Here is a 14,600-nt window from a genome sequence, read left to right on the forward strand (position 1 = left end):
AATAGTCCCTCTGGGTCAGGACGTCCCATTCAGCAGGGACTGATCACCCAATGTTGCACCCATGTGCTCGATGAAGGCGCGCACGTGGTGGGGCAGGGGGCCGCCACCACATAGACGGCACACACAAGTTCGAGGTCGCACGGGGGTGCTGTCAGGTTGTCCTCGGCTTAACGGTTGACGGATAACCGGACGTGATGAGCGCGCCGACCGTCAGCTACAAGAACCACCGTTTCCCGCCGCAGATCATCGCCCATGCGGTCTGGCTGTATCTTCGGTTCCCGTTAGGCCTGCGGCTGGTGGAAGAAATGCTGCTGGAGCGCGGCATTATAGTATCCTACGAAACGATCCGGCGCTGGGGTCGAAGATTCGGTGCTGCCTACGCAAAGCAGTTGCTCAGAAAGAGGCCGTCGCAAGAAGATACCTAGCATCTGGACGAGGTGGAGGGCCGGGTTTCGCCAATAATGATTGCTAACGTCGTTTTCCCGACTTGGCGAGGGCCCAACAGCGCAACCGCAGGGCTTTCGTCTAACAGATGCTGGAGTTTGGCCTCAATTCTTCGCTTAATCATCCTTGCATTTATGGAGTTGTGATCCGTAATTGCAAGGATAATTTTGCCTGTGTGAGCCGCTGCGTGGCCCGACCGCTACGCAGTGTCGCACTGTCCTAGTAGCTCGACGCCTGCCGCACTTATCGGTGGCGCGATTGCTCCATCGCTTCAGGTAATGGGATGCCGCGATTGGTGGGTTCGGTCAAATAGGCTGACCGCAATCGATGTGCCGAAAACTCCCCGCTGTCCAACCCAGCCATCTCCGCCCCTGCTTGAGGATCGCACTGACCGACTGCGGATCGAGCGCCCGCCGCGAGACGCTTTCCCAGCGTCCGGTCCCCGAAACACGCTCCCGTTCTCAATCTTGGCCGTCGTCATCCAGGCATTCAGCGCGTCCACCGGCCGACCGGTCAGATAAACGATCTCGTCCTGCTCGCCGGTGGATGTTTTGGTGCGACCGAGATGGATGGCGAGAGAGGGGAGGGGAGGGCCATCCGGTATCTCGATCGGCGGCTCGACGGTCAGTTGCTCGCATCGCGGCCCGGCAATCTCGCTCCGCCGGCGCAAGCCGGACGCAAAGGCGGACACACTGCCCAATCGCTCGACCATGGTGGCGCCGATCGACTTCCTCAACATGCACACCTATTTTGATGCGCTGGTACTGATGTACCGTGTGACCACCCAGCTTGCGGCGAAATATCACCGGTCGGAGGATCTGGTCACCATCCGCGAGCATCAGGCCGCCTTCAGCCGTGCGGTCGGAGCCCAGGATGCCTTGGCAGTGATCGCCACCAATGCCGACTTTCATCTCGCCATCGCAGCAGCCGGGCGTAACGCCTATTTCACCGCTCTTTTCAAACGTCTTCTGGACGAGGGCCGGCGCATCCTGCGCCTCTACTACCAGTCCTATGAGGACCGTCTGCCGCGCCGCTTTGTTGAGGAACACGACGAGATCATCGCTGCAATCGAGACGCGGGACGAAGCGGGGGCTGAACAGCTTTCGCGCGAGCATGCCCGGCAGATCGTGCTGCAAGTACAGAAACTGATGGTGCGTGGCGACAGCTTGGACATCCGGTTGTAGAGCAAGATCGTCAGCCTGTATATTTTTTGTCGACAGATAAAATACAAAGATGTAGAAAGGTTTCATGCCGGGGCTGGCCTCCTGTCAGGACCCCAATTGAAAACGACATGCGATGGAGCAAATGATGGCTGCCAATATCTTCTCCGGCGTGGTTCCCGCCCTGATGACGCCATGCATGGAAGACCGCACCCCCGATTTCGACGCGCTGGTGCGCAAGGGTAGGGAACTGATCGACGCCGGCATGTCCGCCGTTGTCTATTGCGGTTCGATGGGCGACTGGCCGCTTCTGAGTGATGCGCAGCGCATGGAAGGGGTTGAGCGTCTGGTCAACGCGGGCATCCCCGTCATCGTCGGCACGGGCGCTGTCAACACAGCTTCCGCTGTTGCCCATGCGGCCCATGCCCGGAAGGTGGGCGCGAGGGGCCTGATGGTCATTCCGCGCGTTCTTTCGCGTGGCACTGTCATTGCTGCCCAGAAGGCTCATTTCAAGGCTGTGCTCTCCGCAGGGGGCGATATCCCGGCGGTGATCTACAACAGCCCCTATTACGGCTTTGCCACGCGTGCCGACCTTTTCTTTGCACTTCGCGCCGAGCATCCGAACCTCGTCGGCTTCAAGGAATTCGGCGGTCCTGCCGACATGCGCTATGCGGCGGAAAACATCACCAGCCGTGACGACGAGGTGACGCTGATGATCGGTGTCGATACTGCCGTCGTCCACGGTTTCGTCAATTGCGGCGCAACGGGTGCGATCACCGGTATCGGCAATGTTTTGCCCAAGGAAGTGATCCATCTGTGCAAGCTGTCGCAGGCCGCCGCTGCCGGTAATGCCGATGCCCGCCAGCGGGCGCAGGAACTGGAGCAGGCTCTGGCCGTTCTTTCGTCCTTCGATGAAGGCCCGGATCTGGTGCTGTTCTTCAAGCATATGATGGTTCTGAAGGGCGACAGGGAATATACGCTACACTTCAACGAAACCGATGCACTGTCCGACAGCCAGCGTGGCTATGTCGAGGCGCAGTTCAGACTGTTCAACAACTGGTATGCTGAGTGGAGCAAGCTGCCGGGCGCAGTTCAGACCTGCAGAGCGTAATCACGGGCCAGACTGGCTGACAGGAGAGGGTACGGGCCGCCGGGTTCGCCCGGCGGCTTTTTCGTGTTCACACGGCGTCGAGACCGCGCGAAAGCAACGTGTCGAGCAGTTCTATCTCCGCTGACGTCAGGGTGATGCCATCCTTTTCCGCTATCGCTCTGGCCCTGAAGCGACGCTGCGAGGGCAAGCGCGCGCCCTGGCCGACAATGGCTTCGAACAGCATTTCGGCCCGTGCGAAGGGGTCGCCCGGCCTGCCCGCCGCAAAGGCCTGTGGCGAGAAGGCGAGCACCAGTTCACCATGGCGCGGTGCAAGCGTCGTGCTGCCAAGCACTTCGAGTGCGCCCTGGCTCGTCAGATCGCCGATCAAGATTCCGGCCAGAAGTTCGATCATCGTGCCGATGGCCGAACCCTTGTGGCCACCGAACGGCAGCATCGCCCCCGCCAGCGCCGCTGTCGGGTCCGCGGTCGGCGCGCCACCGGCATCAATCGCCCAGCCTTCCGGCAATGGCTTTCCGGCGCGGCGATAAAGCTCGATCTCGCCACGGGCAGCAACCGAGGTCGCGAAATCGAAGACATAAGGCGGATTGTCGATGCGCGGCCAGCCGAATGCCAGGGGATTGGTGCCCAGGAGCGGGCTGTTGCCGCCGGTCGGCGCGACAGTGGCGTAGCTTGGGCACATGGCGAGCGCGGCCAGTCCCTGATCCGTCAAGGCCTCGACCTCCGGCCACAGCGCGGAGAAGTGGACGCAATCATTGACGACGAGGGCTGCAACCCCATGGCTGCGGGCGCGGGCGACAAGGTGTGGCAGGGCAAGTTCGAAGGCCGGATTGGCAAAGCCACCTTTCGCATCGACCCTGACAATGGCTGTGGCCTCGTCCCCGATGAGTTCGGGCATGGCATCGGCCACGACCTTGCCAGCCTTCAGCGTGCGCAGAACGCCCTCGATACGGTAGATGCCATGGGACTTGCAGGCGTCGCGTTCACCGGCGACGATCACGCGGGCCAGCGCGCTGGCCTGCGTTGCATCAAGCCCGGCCCGGATAAGGAGGGCTTCGACGCGCTCATAAAGCGCCTGGATGGACAAGGTCGTTGTTTCGTTCATTCGATATTCCGTTTCCGGTGCCTTCCGGCCCCTGAGTTGTAAATACATTTGCAAAAAATCGACAAGAGCCAACCCGTGCCTCACGGTCGCTCGGTCCAGTTGCTCGCGCGCAAGTTGCTTCAAACAATTTGGCGATATCCGTGATAATGCCGCCAACGACACCGGCGGCGACGGTGGACAACGAAACACATCAAATAAATCGTGATATCTAGTCCACGAGGCGGTGGGCCGTAAACTTGTCTGTCACCAGGGTGTCTATGACGCCGACCCTCAGTGCACCTGCAATTGCGTCGGTTTTCTTTGCGCCCCCGGCCAACGCAATCACTCGATCCACGCGCTGAAGCTCTTCGAGCGGGAGACCGATGACACGTTCGTCCAAGGGCGTTTTCACGGGCTTGCCGTCCTTGTCGAAGAACCGCAGTGAGATGTCTCCAACGGCGCCCGCTTCGGCAAGGTCGGCGAGTTCCCGCGAGGAGAAGATATTTCCCGATCTGGCGAGTAGTTCTGACGGTTCGACCGCGCCGATACCGACAATTGCAAGCGTTATGCTGCCGAACAAGTCCATCGTCTCCCGGACGAACGGGTCGGCCTGCATCAGGAGTTTGGCTTCGCGCGACGAGGTCACACCTTGCACCGAAAGGAGCTTCGGCTCGGCGCCTGTCAGCCGAGCCAGACGAGTAGTAAGCTGTGTGGCATGCGTCTGCACGGAAGGATCACCCATGCCTCCAAGAGTCTGGACGACATACTTCGCCTGAGCGCTCTTTTGAGGATGGATGTTCTCGACCATCTTGAAAATAGTCTGGCTCCAGCTCGAAACGCCGATGATCTCGCCTGGCGCAAGCGTCACTTCCAAAAGATGGGCCGCTGCCTCTCCGATACGGGCCATAATGGCTCCGTCGCGATCTTCGGTGCATTCGACGACGATTGCCTCCGGCAGATTGTATTTCTCGCGAAGCGCGCCCTCGAGCTCGCTGTAGGTGCCGACGGGAGGGATCACGCTGGTTCGCACGATATCTTCAGCCTCGGCACGCTTGAGCATACGCGAGACCGTCGCTTGCGAAAGGCGAAGGTGCTGCGCGATCTCCGCCTGCCGCCGTCCCTCCAGGTGATACATCTGGGCGACCCTTGAAATGAGGCGGAGTTCGTTGAGGCGAGTCATCGGTAATCCCGGCGTGAATTTTTATTCACCATTAGCCTTTGTTTGGCGGGACGTCGAGCGGGCGAGCGCATCATTCCAGGTATCGAGAAGTGCCGCTCGATCCACGGGTTGTGGCTCAATGACATGCGACTTTCGCGGCAGCTTCGCGACCATGTCGAGATCGCTCCACAAGCCGAGGGACAGCCCCGCCAGGTAAGCGGCGCCCAAGGCAGAAGCCTCGGGTGCTTCGCATTGGATCACGGGATGTTCGATGAGGTTCGAGACACACTGCATCAGGAAGCGGCTCTGGCTCGGTCCACCATCCACATAGAGCGCGCCGAGTTCGCCGCCGCTCTGTGCCCGCATGGCGGCGATCACGTCGTGTACCTGGAAGGCGATCGAGTCAGTGACCGATCGCGCCATTTGCGCACGTGTCGTGTTGAAGTCGATCTGGGAGAACAGGGCACGGGCATCGGAGTTCCAATAGGGTGCGCCCAGTCCTACGAATGCCGGCACGAAGCCCGGTCCGCCCGGTTCGGCGCTCGCGGCAAGTTCGACAAGGGCCGCCACGTCCGAAAGGCCGAGAATGCCTGCCATCCATGGGAGACTGGCGGCGCAAACGAGAATATTGCCTTCGAACGCGAAAGTCGGCATTCCATTCAAACGCCATGCAACGGTGGTTGTGACGCCGTTGCGTGGAGGAACAAATCGCGGAAGCGTCGTCATCACCGAAGAGCCGGTGCCGAAGGTTACCTTGCCATCGCCGGGCTGGAATGCTCCGTGACCGAACAGCGCAGCATGGCTGTCGCCGATTGCGGCCATTATCGGAGTTCCGTCCGGCACGCCTGGCAACCCTTGCGTCCTGCCGAAGTCGGCAGAGCTGTCGAGTACCTCTGGCAGGAGCGGGATATCGACGCCGAAGATCTCGCCAAGTTCCTCGCTCCATCTCTGCTCCTGGAGATCGAACAGCTGGCTTCTGGCGGCATTGGAAGCATCGCAGACATGCCGGCGGCCGCCAGTCAGGCAATGGACAAGCCAGCTGTCAATCGTGCCGAGCCGGACCGAACGCCCCTTCGGAATGCGGTCGAGCAGCCATCGGAATTTCGAGCCCGGGAACATCGGATCCAGTGGCAGGCCTGTGAGCGCCAGCACGCGGTCAAGGTGGCCTTCGGCAATGAGACGTTCGCAATCCCGTGCCGTTCGACGGCACTGCCAGCTTACCACCGGTCCAAGCGCGTCTCCCGTTTCGGCGTCCCAGGCAGTGACGGACTCGCGCTGGTTGGAAATGGCCAGGGCTTCGACAGTCACATCGGGGGCGGCCGTCAGGCAGGCGTCGATCGCTTCGCAGACCGATGCGTAGAGCCGGCGCGGGTCCTGTTCAACCCAGCCCGCCTTCGGGTAGGAAATGCCGACAGGAACCGAACCTCTGCCGACGATTTCTCCCGTTTCGGAAACCAGAACTGCCTTTGAATTGGTCGTGCCCTGGTCGATTGCCAGAATTGCCCGCATTCTATCCTCCCCAGATCAGGTGGCGGCCGGGCCACGAGAAAAGCGTCCCGGCTGGTCACGGGACCCCAGTTACTTGCGGCTGATCAGCGACTGCGCGGCGTCGGCGATTGCGGACGGCGCCATTCCGAATTCGTCGAGCAGGAACTCGGCGGATCCGGTCGGGGCGTAGATGCCGGGAACTCCAAGACGTTTCATCGGGACCGGAGCATTGTCGACGACCACTTCGGCGACCGCGGAACCGAGCCCGCCAAAGATCGAATGCTCCTCGGCTGTAACGATCGCTCCGGTTTCCTTCGCTGCGGCGATGATGGCGTCCTCGTCGATTGGACGAACCGTTGCAAGGTTGAGCACTCTGGCATTGATGCCGCGGTCTGCGAGAATCTCGGCAGCCTTCAGGATTCGATGGGTTAAGGTGCCGTTTGCGATAAGGGTGACGTCGAAGCCCTGGCGCAGGAGATTTGCCTTGCCGAGTTCGAACTTGTGACCTTCCGGAAGGAGATCCGGCACTCCTACGCGAGACAGACGCAGGAAACAGGGCCCGGCATACGCCGCGGCCCACTCGACCGCAGCCGCCGTTTCGATGCGGTCACAAGGGGCAATGACTGGAAGATTGGGCAGAACCCGCGTCCAGGCAAAGTCCTCGATCGAGTGATGGGTTGGGCCGAGTTCGCCATACGCCAGTCCGGAAGAAATGCCGACCAGCTTGACGTTGGCATTCGAATAGGAAATATCCGCCTTGATCTGCTCCAGCGACCGTCCCGTGAGAAACGGAGCGGCGGCGCACACGAACGGAAGGCGCCCTCCGTTGGCAAGGCCTGCTCCAACCCCCACCATGTTCTGCTCAGCGATCCCGACATTGACGAGGCGCTCCGCAAACTTCGCCTTGAAGCCGCCGAGCTTGGAGGAGCCCACGGAGTCGTTGCAGACGGCAACGATCGTTTCGTTTTCGGCTGCCAACCTCTCAAGCGTAGCAGCGAATGCGTCGCGGCAATCGTAGAGCTTGGGTGCGTTTATTGGCGCGTTCATTACAGTGCCTCCGACAATTCTGCCAATGCGGTTTGGTATTGTTCCTTGCTCGGCACCTTGTGGTGCCAGTCGACTCGGTCCTGCATGAACGAGATTCCGTGCCCCTTGTTGGTGTGGGCCACGATGCAGTGAGGTCTCAATCCCCGGTGTTCGAGGGCTGAGACGACTTCGCTCATATTGTTCCCGTTGATCTCGGTCACTTCCCAATCGAAAGCTTCAAGCTTCGGACGAAGCGGGGCAAGATCGTTGGTTTCTGCCAGGGCCGCGCCCTGCTGGAACCTGTTATGGTCGATGACCAGCGTCAAATTGTCGAGCTTGAACTGCGCGGCCGCCATGATCGCTTCCCAGTTTGAACCCTCCTGCATCTCGCCGTCACCGGTGACGACGTAGGTATGATATCTCGCGCCTGATAGCTTGGCGGCCTTTGCCATTCCTATGGCAACCGGAAGGCCGTGGCCAAGCGGCCCGGTATTGGTTTCGACACCAGGAACTTTGTTGCAGTTCGGATGCCCGTTCAGCCTCGAATGCGGCTGCAGAAAGGTGGAAATCTCTTCCTCCGGGATGAAGCCGCGCTTGGCGAGCGTCACATACAAAGCGCATGCAGTATGTCCCTTGGAAAGAACGAACCTGTCGCGGTCGGGGTGCGTCGGTTGATCGGGCCAAACATTCAGCACACGGAAATAAAGCGCCGTCAAAATGTCGATGACCGACATTTCTCCGCCAATATGGCCGGCGCCCGCTTCAAAGACGGCCTGGAGATCGCGCAATCGGATCTGGCGGGCGATGCGCTCAAGTTCTGTCGTATCCATGGATATTCTCCGGTGAATAAATATTCAATCGGCAATATTTTTGCATAAGAGGCCGATTAGTCAAGCCCCTTATGCCCGGCCTGGGGAGCGACGAGCGGCAAAATGACGTTGACAGCCACAAGCCAAATTGTTAATGAATTTTCCAGCAGATGTGAATATTTATTCTAGCCTGCACGAATATCGGATACAAGCCAACGCATAGGGAGGAGCAATGGCGCTCGATATCAATGAACACAGGCTTTCTTCCGGCGCTTGGTTGAGCAAGGTCAAGGGAGCGACCGGCCCGCTCGTGGGATTGCTCGCCCTTTGCGTCTTCCTGAGCCTCAGCACAGACACGTTTCTTTCGGTTCGAAACGGCCTCAACATCCTCGATCAGATCACCGTTCTCGGCATCATGGCCGTCGGAATGACGTTCGTGATCCTGATCGGTGGCATCGATCTTTCCGTCGGCTCGGCACTTGCCTTGGCGATGATGGTCATGGGCTGGACCGCAAACGTCGCGGGTCTGCCGCTGCCGGTAGCGATCGCCTTTGCGCTGATCGCCTCGGCGATATCAGGCCTGATTGTCGGACTTCTGGTGACGCAGTTCAGAGTTCCAGCCTTCATCGCCACGCTTGCGATGATGTCTGCGGCTCGTGGTGTCGCAAATATGATTACGGACGGCCAGCAGATCGTCGGATTCCCCGACTGGTTCATGATGCTCGCAATCGATCGCCATTTCGGCATCCTGACTGCCACGGTATTCCTGATGCTTGCGGTTGTTCTTGCTGCGTGGCTTTTCCTGCGCTTCCGGTCCGAGGGCCGCATGCTCTATGCGGTGGGCGGCAACGCAGAAGTCGCACGCCTGGCCGGCATCAACGTCCCGCTCGTAACGATAGCTGTCTATGTCGTGAGTGCCGTCCTTGCGGGGCTCGCAGGCATCGTGCTCGCCGCACGGCTAGATTCGGTCCAACCATCCAGTGGTCTGGGCTATGAACTGGACACCATTGCCGCAGTCGTCATCGGCGGGACTTCGCTCTCCGGCGGCGCGGGCGGCATCGGTGGAACGCTGATCGGCGTTCTGATCATCGGTGTGCTTCGCAATGGTCTCAATCTTCTCAACGTCTCGCCGTTCCTTCAGCAGGTGATCATCGGGATCGTCATCGTGCTCGCGGTCGGCGCAGAAACCATTCGTCGGCGTCGCGCCTGACGCGCATGGTTCGCCGCATTGGCGGACGTGGAATTCCGCTCCAAAACTTTGGGTCGGATCAATACCCCGAGGGGGAGGAAATACCCGAGGGTTCCATCAAACAACGGAGGAAAATACAATGAAAATAGCCCGAACCATGCTCGCGTCTGCTGCACTGCTCGGCCTCATGCTCGGCCCCGTACATGCGGCGGAACTGAAGAAGCTCGGCCTCGCCGTTGCCAACCTTCAGGCAAACTTCTTCAACCAGATCAAGCAGTCGGTCGAAGCCGAAGCCAAAAAGCGCGGCATCGAAGTCATCACCGTCGACGCAAAGGGTGACGGGCCGACGCAGGTCAACCAGATCCAGGACCTTCTGACCCAGAAAATCGACGCCCTGATCTACATTCCGGCAGGCGCGGCGGCTGCGACGGTTCCGGTCAAGCTCGCCAAGAACGCCGGCATCCCGGTCGTGAACGTTGACCGCAACGCCGAGGGAGCTCCCGGCGATACTTTCCTTGCAACGGATTCCGTCGCATCTGCCAAGGCCGTATGCGACTACATCCTGAAGGAAGCCGGCGGCAAGGGGAAGATGGTCATCATCCACGGCCAGAAGGGCACGACGCCGGAAGTCGATCGCTCCAAGGGCTGCGCTGAATCGCTCAAGGCCTATCCAAACGTTAAGGTTGTCGCCGAGCAATATTCGAACATCTGGAGCCAGGACGAAGGCTTCCAGATCATGCAAAATATGCTGCAGGCCAATCCGGATGTTTCCATCGTCTTCGCACAGGCCGACGGCCTGGCACTTGGCGCCGCGCAGGCGATCAAGGTCGCCAATCCGTCGCAGAAGATCGTGGTCGGCGGCTTCGATGGCGACACCGCGGCTCTCGAAGCGCTCAGCAAAGGCGTCTTCAACGTAACTGCGACACAGCAGACGCAGAAGATGGGCCGCGATGCGGTTGCGAATGCGGCCAAGCTTGTCGCCGGAGAAAAGGTACCCCCGGTACAGCTCATGGATGCCACGCTGACAACCAAGGAAAACGTCGCAGGCTTCATCGCCAACCATCCGTAATGAAGCCGAGGTCCAGAGGAGGTGTGCCATGACTGATCCAGTTCTTTGCCTGAGGGACATATCCAAAAGCTATGGACCGCTCCAGGTATTGAAGGGTGTCAGCTTGGACGTCTATCCGGGCGAGGTGGTTGCACTTCTCGGTGAAAACGGAGCAGGCAAGTCAACGCTATCGGGCATTATCGCCGGGTCGCGCACGCCTTCCGAAGGATCAATGACATGGCTGGGGCAGCCTTATGCCCCGGCCACCCCAAGGGAAGCGATCGACAAGGGCGTCGTCCTGATCCACCAGGAACTGCAGCTTCTGCCGCAGCTGTCGATCGCGGAAAACGTCTTCATCGGACGTTGGCCGATGAAGAACGGCGTCGTGGACCGTCGCCAAATGGTTCGTCGGGCTCAGGAGCAGCTCGCTCGGTTGAACCTTCACATCCCCGCCACGCGGACGGTTGCCGGCCTTTCCACCGCAAATCAGCAACTCATTGAGATCGCCAAGGCGCTGGCGCTCAACGCAAAGCTCCTGATCCTCGACGAGCCGACCGCCGCCCTTGGCGGCGCAGAAACGGAAGCCCTGTTCGAACAGGTTAGAAAGCTTCGGTCCGAAGGCGTCGGCATCGTCTACATTTCCCACCGCATGGAAGAGATCAAACGGATAACCGATCGGATCGTCGTTCTTCGCGATGGCGAGCGCGTGCAGGAATTCTCAGACAGCGCGACTCCGGTGCGAACAATCGTGGAGAGCATGGTCGGGCGCCCGCTTGACCGCTTGTTCCCGGCCCTTCCGGTTCCGACAGATCATCCGGTACTCCAGGTGTCGGGGCTGAGCTCGCCGGACAACTCTTTCCGTGACGTCACCTTCGATGTGCGCGCCGGGGGAAATCCTCGGCATCGCCGGACTGGTCGGTGCGGGCCGCACGGAACTTGTGCGCGCGATTTCGGGCGCGGACCCAATCAGTGCAGGTTCCATTAGGCTGGAAGGCGAAGAACTCAGGCTGCGCGATCCGGCGGATGCGATCGCCAAGGGCATTGTCATGGTCCCGGAAGACCGCAAGGAGCAAGGCCTGGTTGTCGGGCACCGGATCGGCGAGAACATTATCTATGCCAACCTCGACAAGCTGGGCGGGCGTTGGATTACGCCGCGCGTCAAGCGCACGTTTGCAGAGAAGGCAGTTGCCAAGTTCGGCGTGAAGGGCCGTGCGGAGCAATATGCCTCGGACCTGTCCGGAGGCAATCAGCAGAAGGTCGTTATCGCGAAATGGCTCATGCGCGATCCTAAGGTCGTCGTACTCGACGAACCGACGAGAGGCATCGACGTCGGGGCGCGCGCCGGCATCTACGACATCATCGTCAATCTTGCCAAACAGGGCGTTGCGGTCATCGTCGTAAGCTCGGACCTTGAGGAGGTTCTCGGAGTCTCCAATCGCATACTCGTCCTTGCCCAGGGAAAGCAGGCAGGGATCCTCGATTGTGACCAGGCGAATGACGTTTCGGTCATGGAGTTAGCTACCATCTAACCAGACAGAGAAAGGAAGAGCGGTGTCCGACATCACTCTGAACGCCCCCAACCTTTTCGATCTCAGCGGCCAGGTTGCCCTCGTTACCGGAGCCGGGAGCGGCATTGGCCAGCGCATCGCCATCGGCCTTGCGCAATGCGGCGCCGACGTGGCGTTGCTCGATCGCAGAACCGACGACGGGTTGGCCAAGACGGCTGAACATATTCGCGCCGCCGGTCGCCGCTCGATCCAGATCGCGGCGGATGTCACGAGCAAATCGTCCCTCGGAGATGCCGTTGCACGGACCGAAGCGGATCTCGGCGCGCTGACGCTTGCAGTCAACGCTGCAGGCATCGCTAACGCGAACCCGGCGGAAGAGATGGAGGAGGATCAATATCAGACGTTGATGGACATCAACCTCAAAGGCATATTCCTTTCCTGCCAGGCCGAGGCCCGCGCCATGCTGAAGAACGGACGCGGCTCCATCGTCAACATCGCATCGATGTCCGGCGTGATCGTTAACCGGGGGCTGAACCAAGCACACTACAACGCCTCCAAGGCGGGCGTCATCCACATGTCGAAGTCTTTGGCCATGGAATGGGTCGACCGCGGCATTCGCGTCAACACTATCTCCCCCGGATACACGGCGACGCCCATGAACACGCGTCCTGAGATGGTTCATCAGACCAAGCTCTTCGAGGAGCAGACGCCAATGCAGCGCATGGCAGCGGTCGATGAGATGGTCGGTCCGGCGGTGTTCCTGCTGTCGCCCGCGGCAAGCTTCGTAACCGGTGTCGATCTGCTTGTCGACGGTGGTTTCTGCTGCTGGTGATGCAATGAGAAAGCTCATCGCTGGTAATTGGAAGATGCACGGTCTGGCTGCCTCCCTGGCTGAGATCGTGGCGCTGAGGGGACTAACGGGCGAGGCGACGTGCGAGATCGTCGTCTGCCCGCCCTTCACGCTGATCGAAAGGGCTGCACGGGAAATCGCGGGGACACCGCTTTCGGTCGGCGCTCAGGATTGCCACCCGGCAACCGCGGGAGCCTACACCGGTGATATATCGGTGCAAATGCTGGCGGACGCCGGATGTCGCCACGTCATCGTCGGTCATTCCGAAAGACGGACAGTCTATGGCGAATCTGACGCACTGATTGCTCGGAAAGCACGTGCGGTTCATGAGGCGGGATTGAACGCGATCATCTGCGTCGGCGAGACGCAGGCCGAACGGGATTCGAATGAGGCGCTTTACGTGGTCGCAAAGCAGATCGCCGGATCCGTCCCCGACGGCGCTTTGGCGGCAAATACCGCAATTGCATATGAACCCGTGTGGGCTATCGGCACCGGGCGGGTGCCCACCCTGGAACAGATCGGCGAAGTCCATTCGGCCATCCGCAACCAGTTGGAAAAGCGGTTCGGGAGCGAGGGTGCCGACATCAGGATCCTCTACGGTGGTTCGGTCAAGGGTTCGAACGCAGTCAGCATATTCACTATCCCTGATGTGAATGGTGCCCTGGTCGGGGGAGCTTCGCTCCGGGCGGCGGGCTTCGCGGAGATTGTTACCGCAGCGCTATAGACGAGAGTTGCCGCGAGATCATACGGCCGGGATTTGATTGGTAGCAGATCCAGTTCGAGGAGAACGTCAATGAACCGTTTCGAAAACAAGACCGTCGTCATCACCGGAGCCAGCCGCGGCATCGGCGCTGCGATTGCCAAACGCTTCGCGGGCGAGGGTGGCAATCTCGTGGTCTCCGCCAATGAGGAGAGCGTGCATACCGTCGCCGAACAGATCAAGGCCGATGGCGGAAAGGCAATCTCCTTTGTCGGCGACGTCACCGACAAGGCAAGCGTCCGGGCACTCTACGATGCGGCTGAGAACGCGTTCGGCACGGTCGACGTGTCGATCCAGAATGCCGGCGTCATTACCATTGCCCGCATCGAGGACATGACCGAGGGCGAGTGGGACAAGGTCATGGCCGTCAACACCAAAGGAGTGTTCCTCTGCGCCCAGGAGGCGATCGCCCGCATGCGCAAGCACGGCAGGGGAGGCCGTATCATCAATACGGCCTCCGGACAGGCTCGCGACGGCTTCATCTATACGCCTCACTACGCCGCCTCGAAGATGGGCGTTGTCGGGATTACCCAGAGTCTTGCCAAGGAAGTCGCGACCGAGAATATCACTGTCAACGCGTTCTGCCCCGGGATCATTGAGACCGACATGTGGGCGTACAACGACCACGCCTGGGGCAAGCTGCTGGGCAACTACGCTCCTGGCGAACTGATGAAGGAATGGGTCGAAGGCATCCCCATGAAACGGGCAGGTTCCGGCGAGGACGTTGCCGGCCTCGTGACCTTCCTCGCCAGCGACGACGCGGCTTACATCACCGGGCAGACGATCAATGTCGACGGCGGACTGATCATGTCATGAGTCTTTGGCAACCGGAAGTGCATGTGATTGCGCTCGCCAGGCTGCGTCATTGCCGTGGCGTGCGCTGAAAACGATGGCGTGGCAGTTGTCAGTTCCAGGGAGATGCATAAAAATGAACAGTGCGTGCTCTACTTTGGGCTTGCGTTCAGGC

General features: G+C 60.2%; 12 protein-coding genes and 4 pseudogenes. 9 read left to right on the plus strand and 7 right to left on the minus strand.

Annotated elements, in window-relative coordinates; all coding sequences use genetic code 11:
* Positions 1 to 15 precede the first annotated feature (15 nt).
* A pseudogene (locus tag ACZ9EJ_RS25330) lies at positions 16 to 143 on the minus strand (LysR family transcriptional regulator); the annotation flags it as partial.
* Between the two features lie 38 nt (positions 144 to 181).
* Here ACZ9EJ_RS25330 and ACZ9EJ_RS25335 point away from each other — a divergent pair.
* Positions 182 to 422, plus strand: a pseudogene (locus tag ACZ9EJ_RS25335) (IS6 family transposase); the annotation flags it as partial.
* Between the two features lie 241 nt (positions 423 to 663).
* Here ACZ9EJ_RS25335 and ACZ9EJ_RS25340 read toward each other — a convergent pair.
* Positions 664 to 1,129, minus strand: a pseudogene (locus tag ACZ9EJ_RS25340) (tyrosine-type recombinase/integrase); the annotation flags it as partial.
* Here ACZ9EJ_RS25340 and ACZ9EJ_RS25345 point away from each other — a divergent pair.
* Together ACZ9EJ_RS25345 and ACZ9EJ_RS25350 are read left to right on the plus strand one after the other, a co-directional pair.
* A complete protein-coding gene (locus ACZ9EJ_RS25345; RefSeq protein WP_080955792.1) occupies positions 1,014 to 1,628 on the plus strand; it encodes a GntR family transcriptional regulator in 615 nt (204 codons plus the stop codon). The pseudogene ACZ9EJ_RS25340 and the gene ACZ9EJ_RS25345 sit on opposite strands and share 116 nt — an antisense overlap.
* Before the next feature lie 124 nt (positions 1,629 to 1,752).
* On the plus strand, positions 1,753 to 2,715 hold the full coding sequence (locus ACZ9EJ_RS25350) for a dihydrodipicolinate synthase family protein (RefSeq protein WP_046641372.1): 963 nt from the start codon (positions 1,753 to 1,755) through the stop codon (positions 2,713 to 2,715).
* 67 nt (positions 2,716 to 2,782) lie between these two features.
* On the opposite strand, the gene ACZ9EJ_RS25355 is transcribed toward ACZ9EJ_RS25350, so the two are convergent.
* The 5 genes from ACZ9EJ_RS25355 to ACZ9EJ_RS25375 all read right to left on the minus strand — a co-directional run bounded on the left by ACZ9EJ_RS25355 (position 2,783) and on the right by ACZ9EJ_RS25375 (position 8,299).
* Complete coding sequence (locus ACZ9EJ_RS25355) at positions 2,783 to 3,817, minus strand: Ldh family oxidoreductase (protein WP_046641331.1); 1,035 nt, start codon at positions 3,815 to 3,817, stop codon at positions 2,783 to 2,785.
* A gap of 208 nt (positions 3,818 to 4,025) precedes the next feature.
* The gene (locus tag ACZ9EJ_RS25360; RefSeq protein WP_046641332.1) at positions 4,026 to 4,976 is read right to left on the minus strand and encodes a sugar-binding transcriptional regulator; all 951 of its coding nucleotides are present in this window, start codon (positions 4,974 to 4,976) and stop codon (positions 4,026 to 4,028) included.
* A gap of 21 nt (positions 4,977 to 4,997) precedes the next feature.
* Entirely contained in the window at positions 4,998 to 6,464 is a 1,467-nt protein-coding gene (locus ACZ9EJ_RS25365; RefSeq protein ID WP_046641334.1) for an FGGY family carbohydrate kinase, read from the minus strand.
* Positions 6,465 to 6,533: 69 nt separating this feature from the next.
* Positions 6,534 to 7,490: a transketolase family protein gene (locus ACZ9EJ_RS25370; RefSeq protein ID WP_046630117.1), complete on the minus strand. Its 957-nt coding sequence runs from the start codon at positions 7,488 to 7,490 to the stop codon at positions 6,534 to 6,536.
* Positions 7,490 to 8,299 carry a transketolase gene (locus ACZ9EJ_RS25375; protein WP_046630118.1) on the minus strand — a complete coding sequence of 270 codons (810 nt, stop codon included), beginning with the start codon at positions 8,297 to 8,299 and terminating at the stop codon, positions 7,490 to 7,492. The genes ACZ9EJ_RS25370 and ACZ9EJ_RS25375 overlap by 1 nt, the downstream gene beginning before the upstream one ends.
* Before the next feature lie 211 nt (positions 8,300 to 8,510).
* Here ACZ9EJ_RS25375 and ACZ9EJ_RS25380 point away from each other — a divergent pair, with 211 nt between their 5' ends.
* The 6 genes and pseudogenes from ACZ9EJ_RS25380 (at position 8,511) to ACZ9EJ_RS25405 (ending at position 14,449) form a co-directional block, all read left to right on the plus strand.
* A complete protein-coding gene (locus ACZ9EJ_RS25380) occupies positions 8,511 to 9,488 on the plus strand; it encodes an ABC transporter permease (protein WP_046641335.1) in 978 nt (325 codons plus the stop codon).
* A 118-nt stretch (positions 9,489 to 9,606) separates the two neighbouring features.
* Entirely contained in the window at positions 9,607 to 10,536 is a 930-nt protein-coding gene (locus ACZ9EJ_RS25385; protein ID WP_046630120.1) for a sugar ABC transporter substrate-binding protein, read from the plus strand.
* Positions 10,537 to 10,564: 28 nt separating this feature from the next.
* A pseudogene (locus ACZ9EJ_RS25390) lies at positions 10,565 to 12,044 on the plus strand (sugar ABC transporter ATP-binding protein).
* A gap of 22 nt (positions 12,045 to 12,066) precedes the next feature.
* Positions 12,067 to 12,855: an SDR family oxidoreductase gene (locus ACZ9EJ_RS25395; protein WP_046630122.1), complete on the plus strand. Its 789-nt coding sequence runs from the start codon at positions 12,067 to 12,069 to the stop codon at positions 12,853 to 12,855.
* Between the two features lie 4 nt (positions 12,856 to 12,859).
* On the plus strand, positions 12,860 to 13,597 hold the full coding sequence (tpiA, locus tag ACZ9EJ_RS25400; protein ID WP_080954088.1) for a triose-phosphate isomerase: 738 nt from the start codon (positions 12,860 to 12,862) through the stop codon (positions 13,595 to 13,597).
* 69 nt (positions 13,598 to 13,666) lie between these two features.
* Entirely contained in the window at positions 13,667 to 14,449 is a 783-nt protein-coding gene (locus ACZ9EJ_RS25405; RefSeq protein ID WP_046630124.1) for a glucose 1-dehydrogenase, read from the plus strand.
* Positions 14,450 to 14,600: the final 151 nt, after the last annotated feature.

The organism is Neorhizobium sp. USDA 3394, from assembly GCF_056280385.1.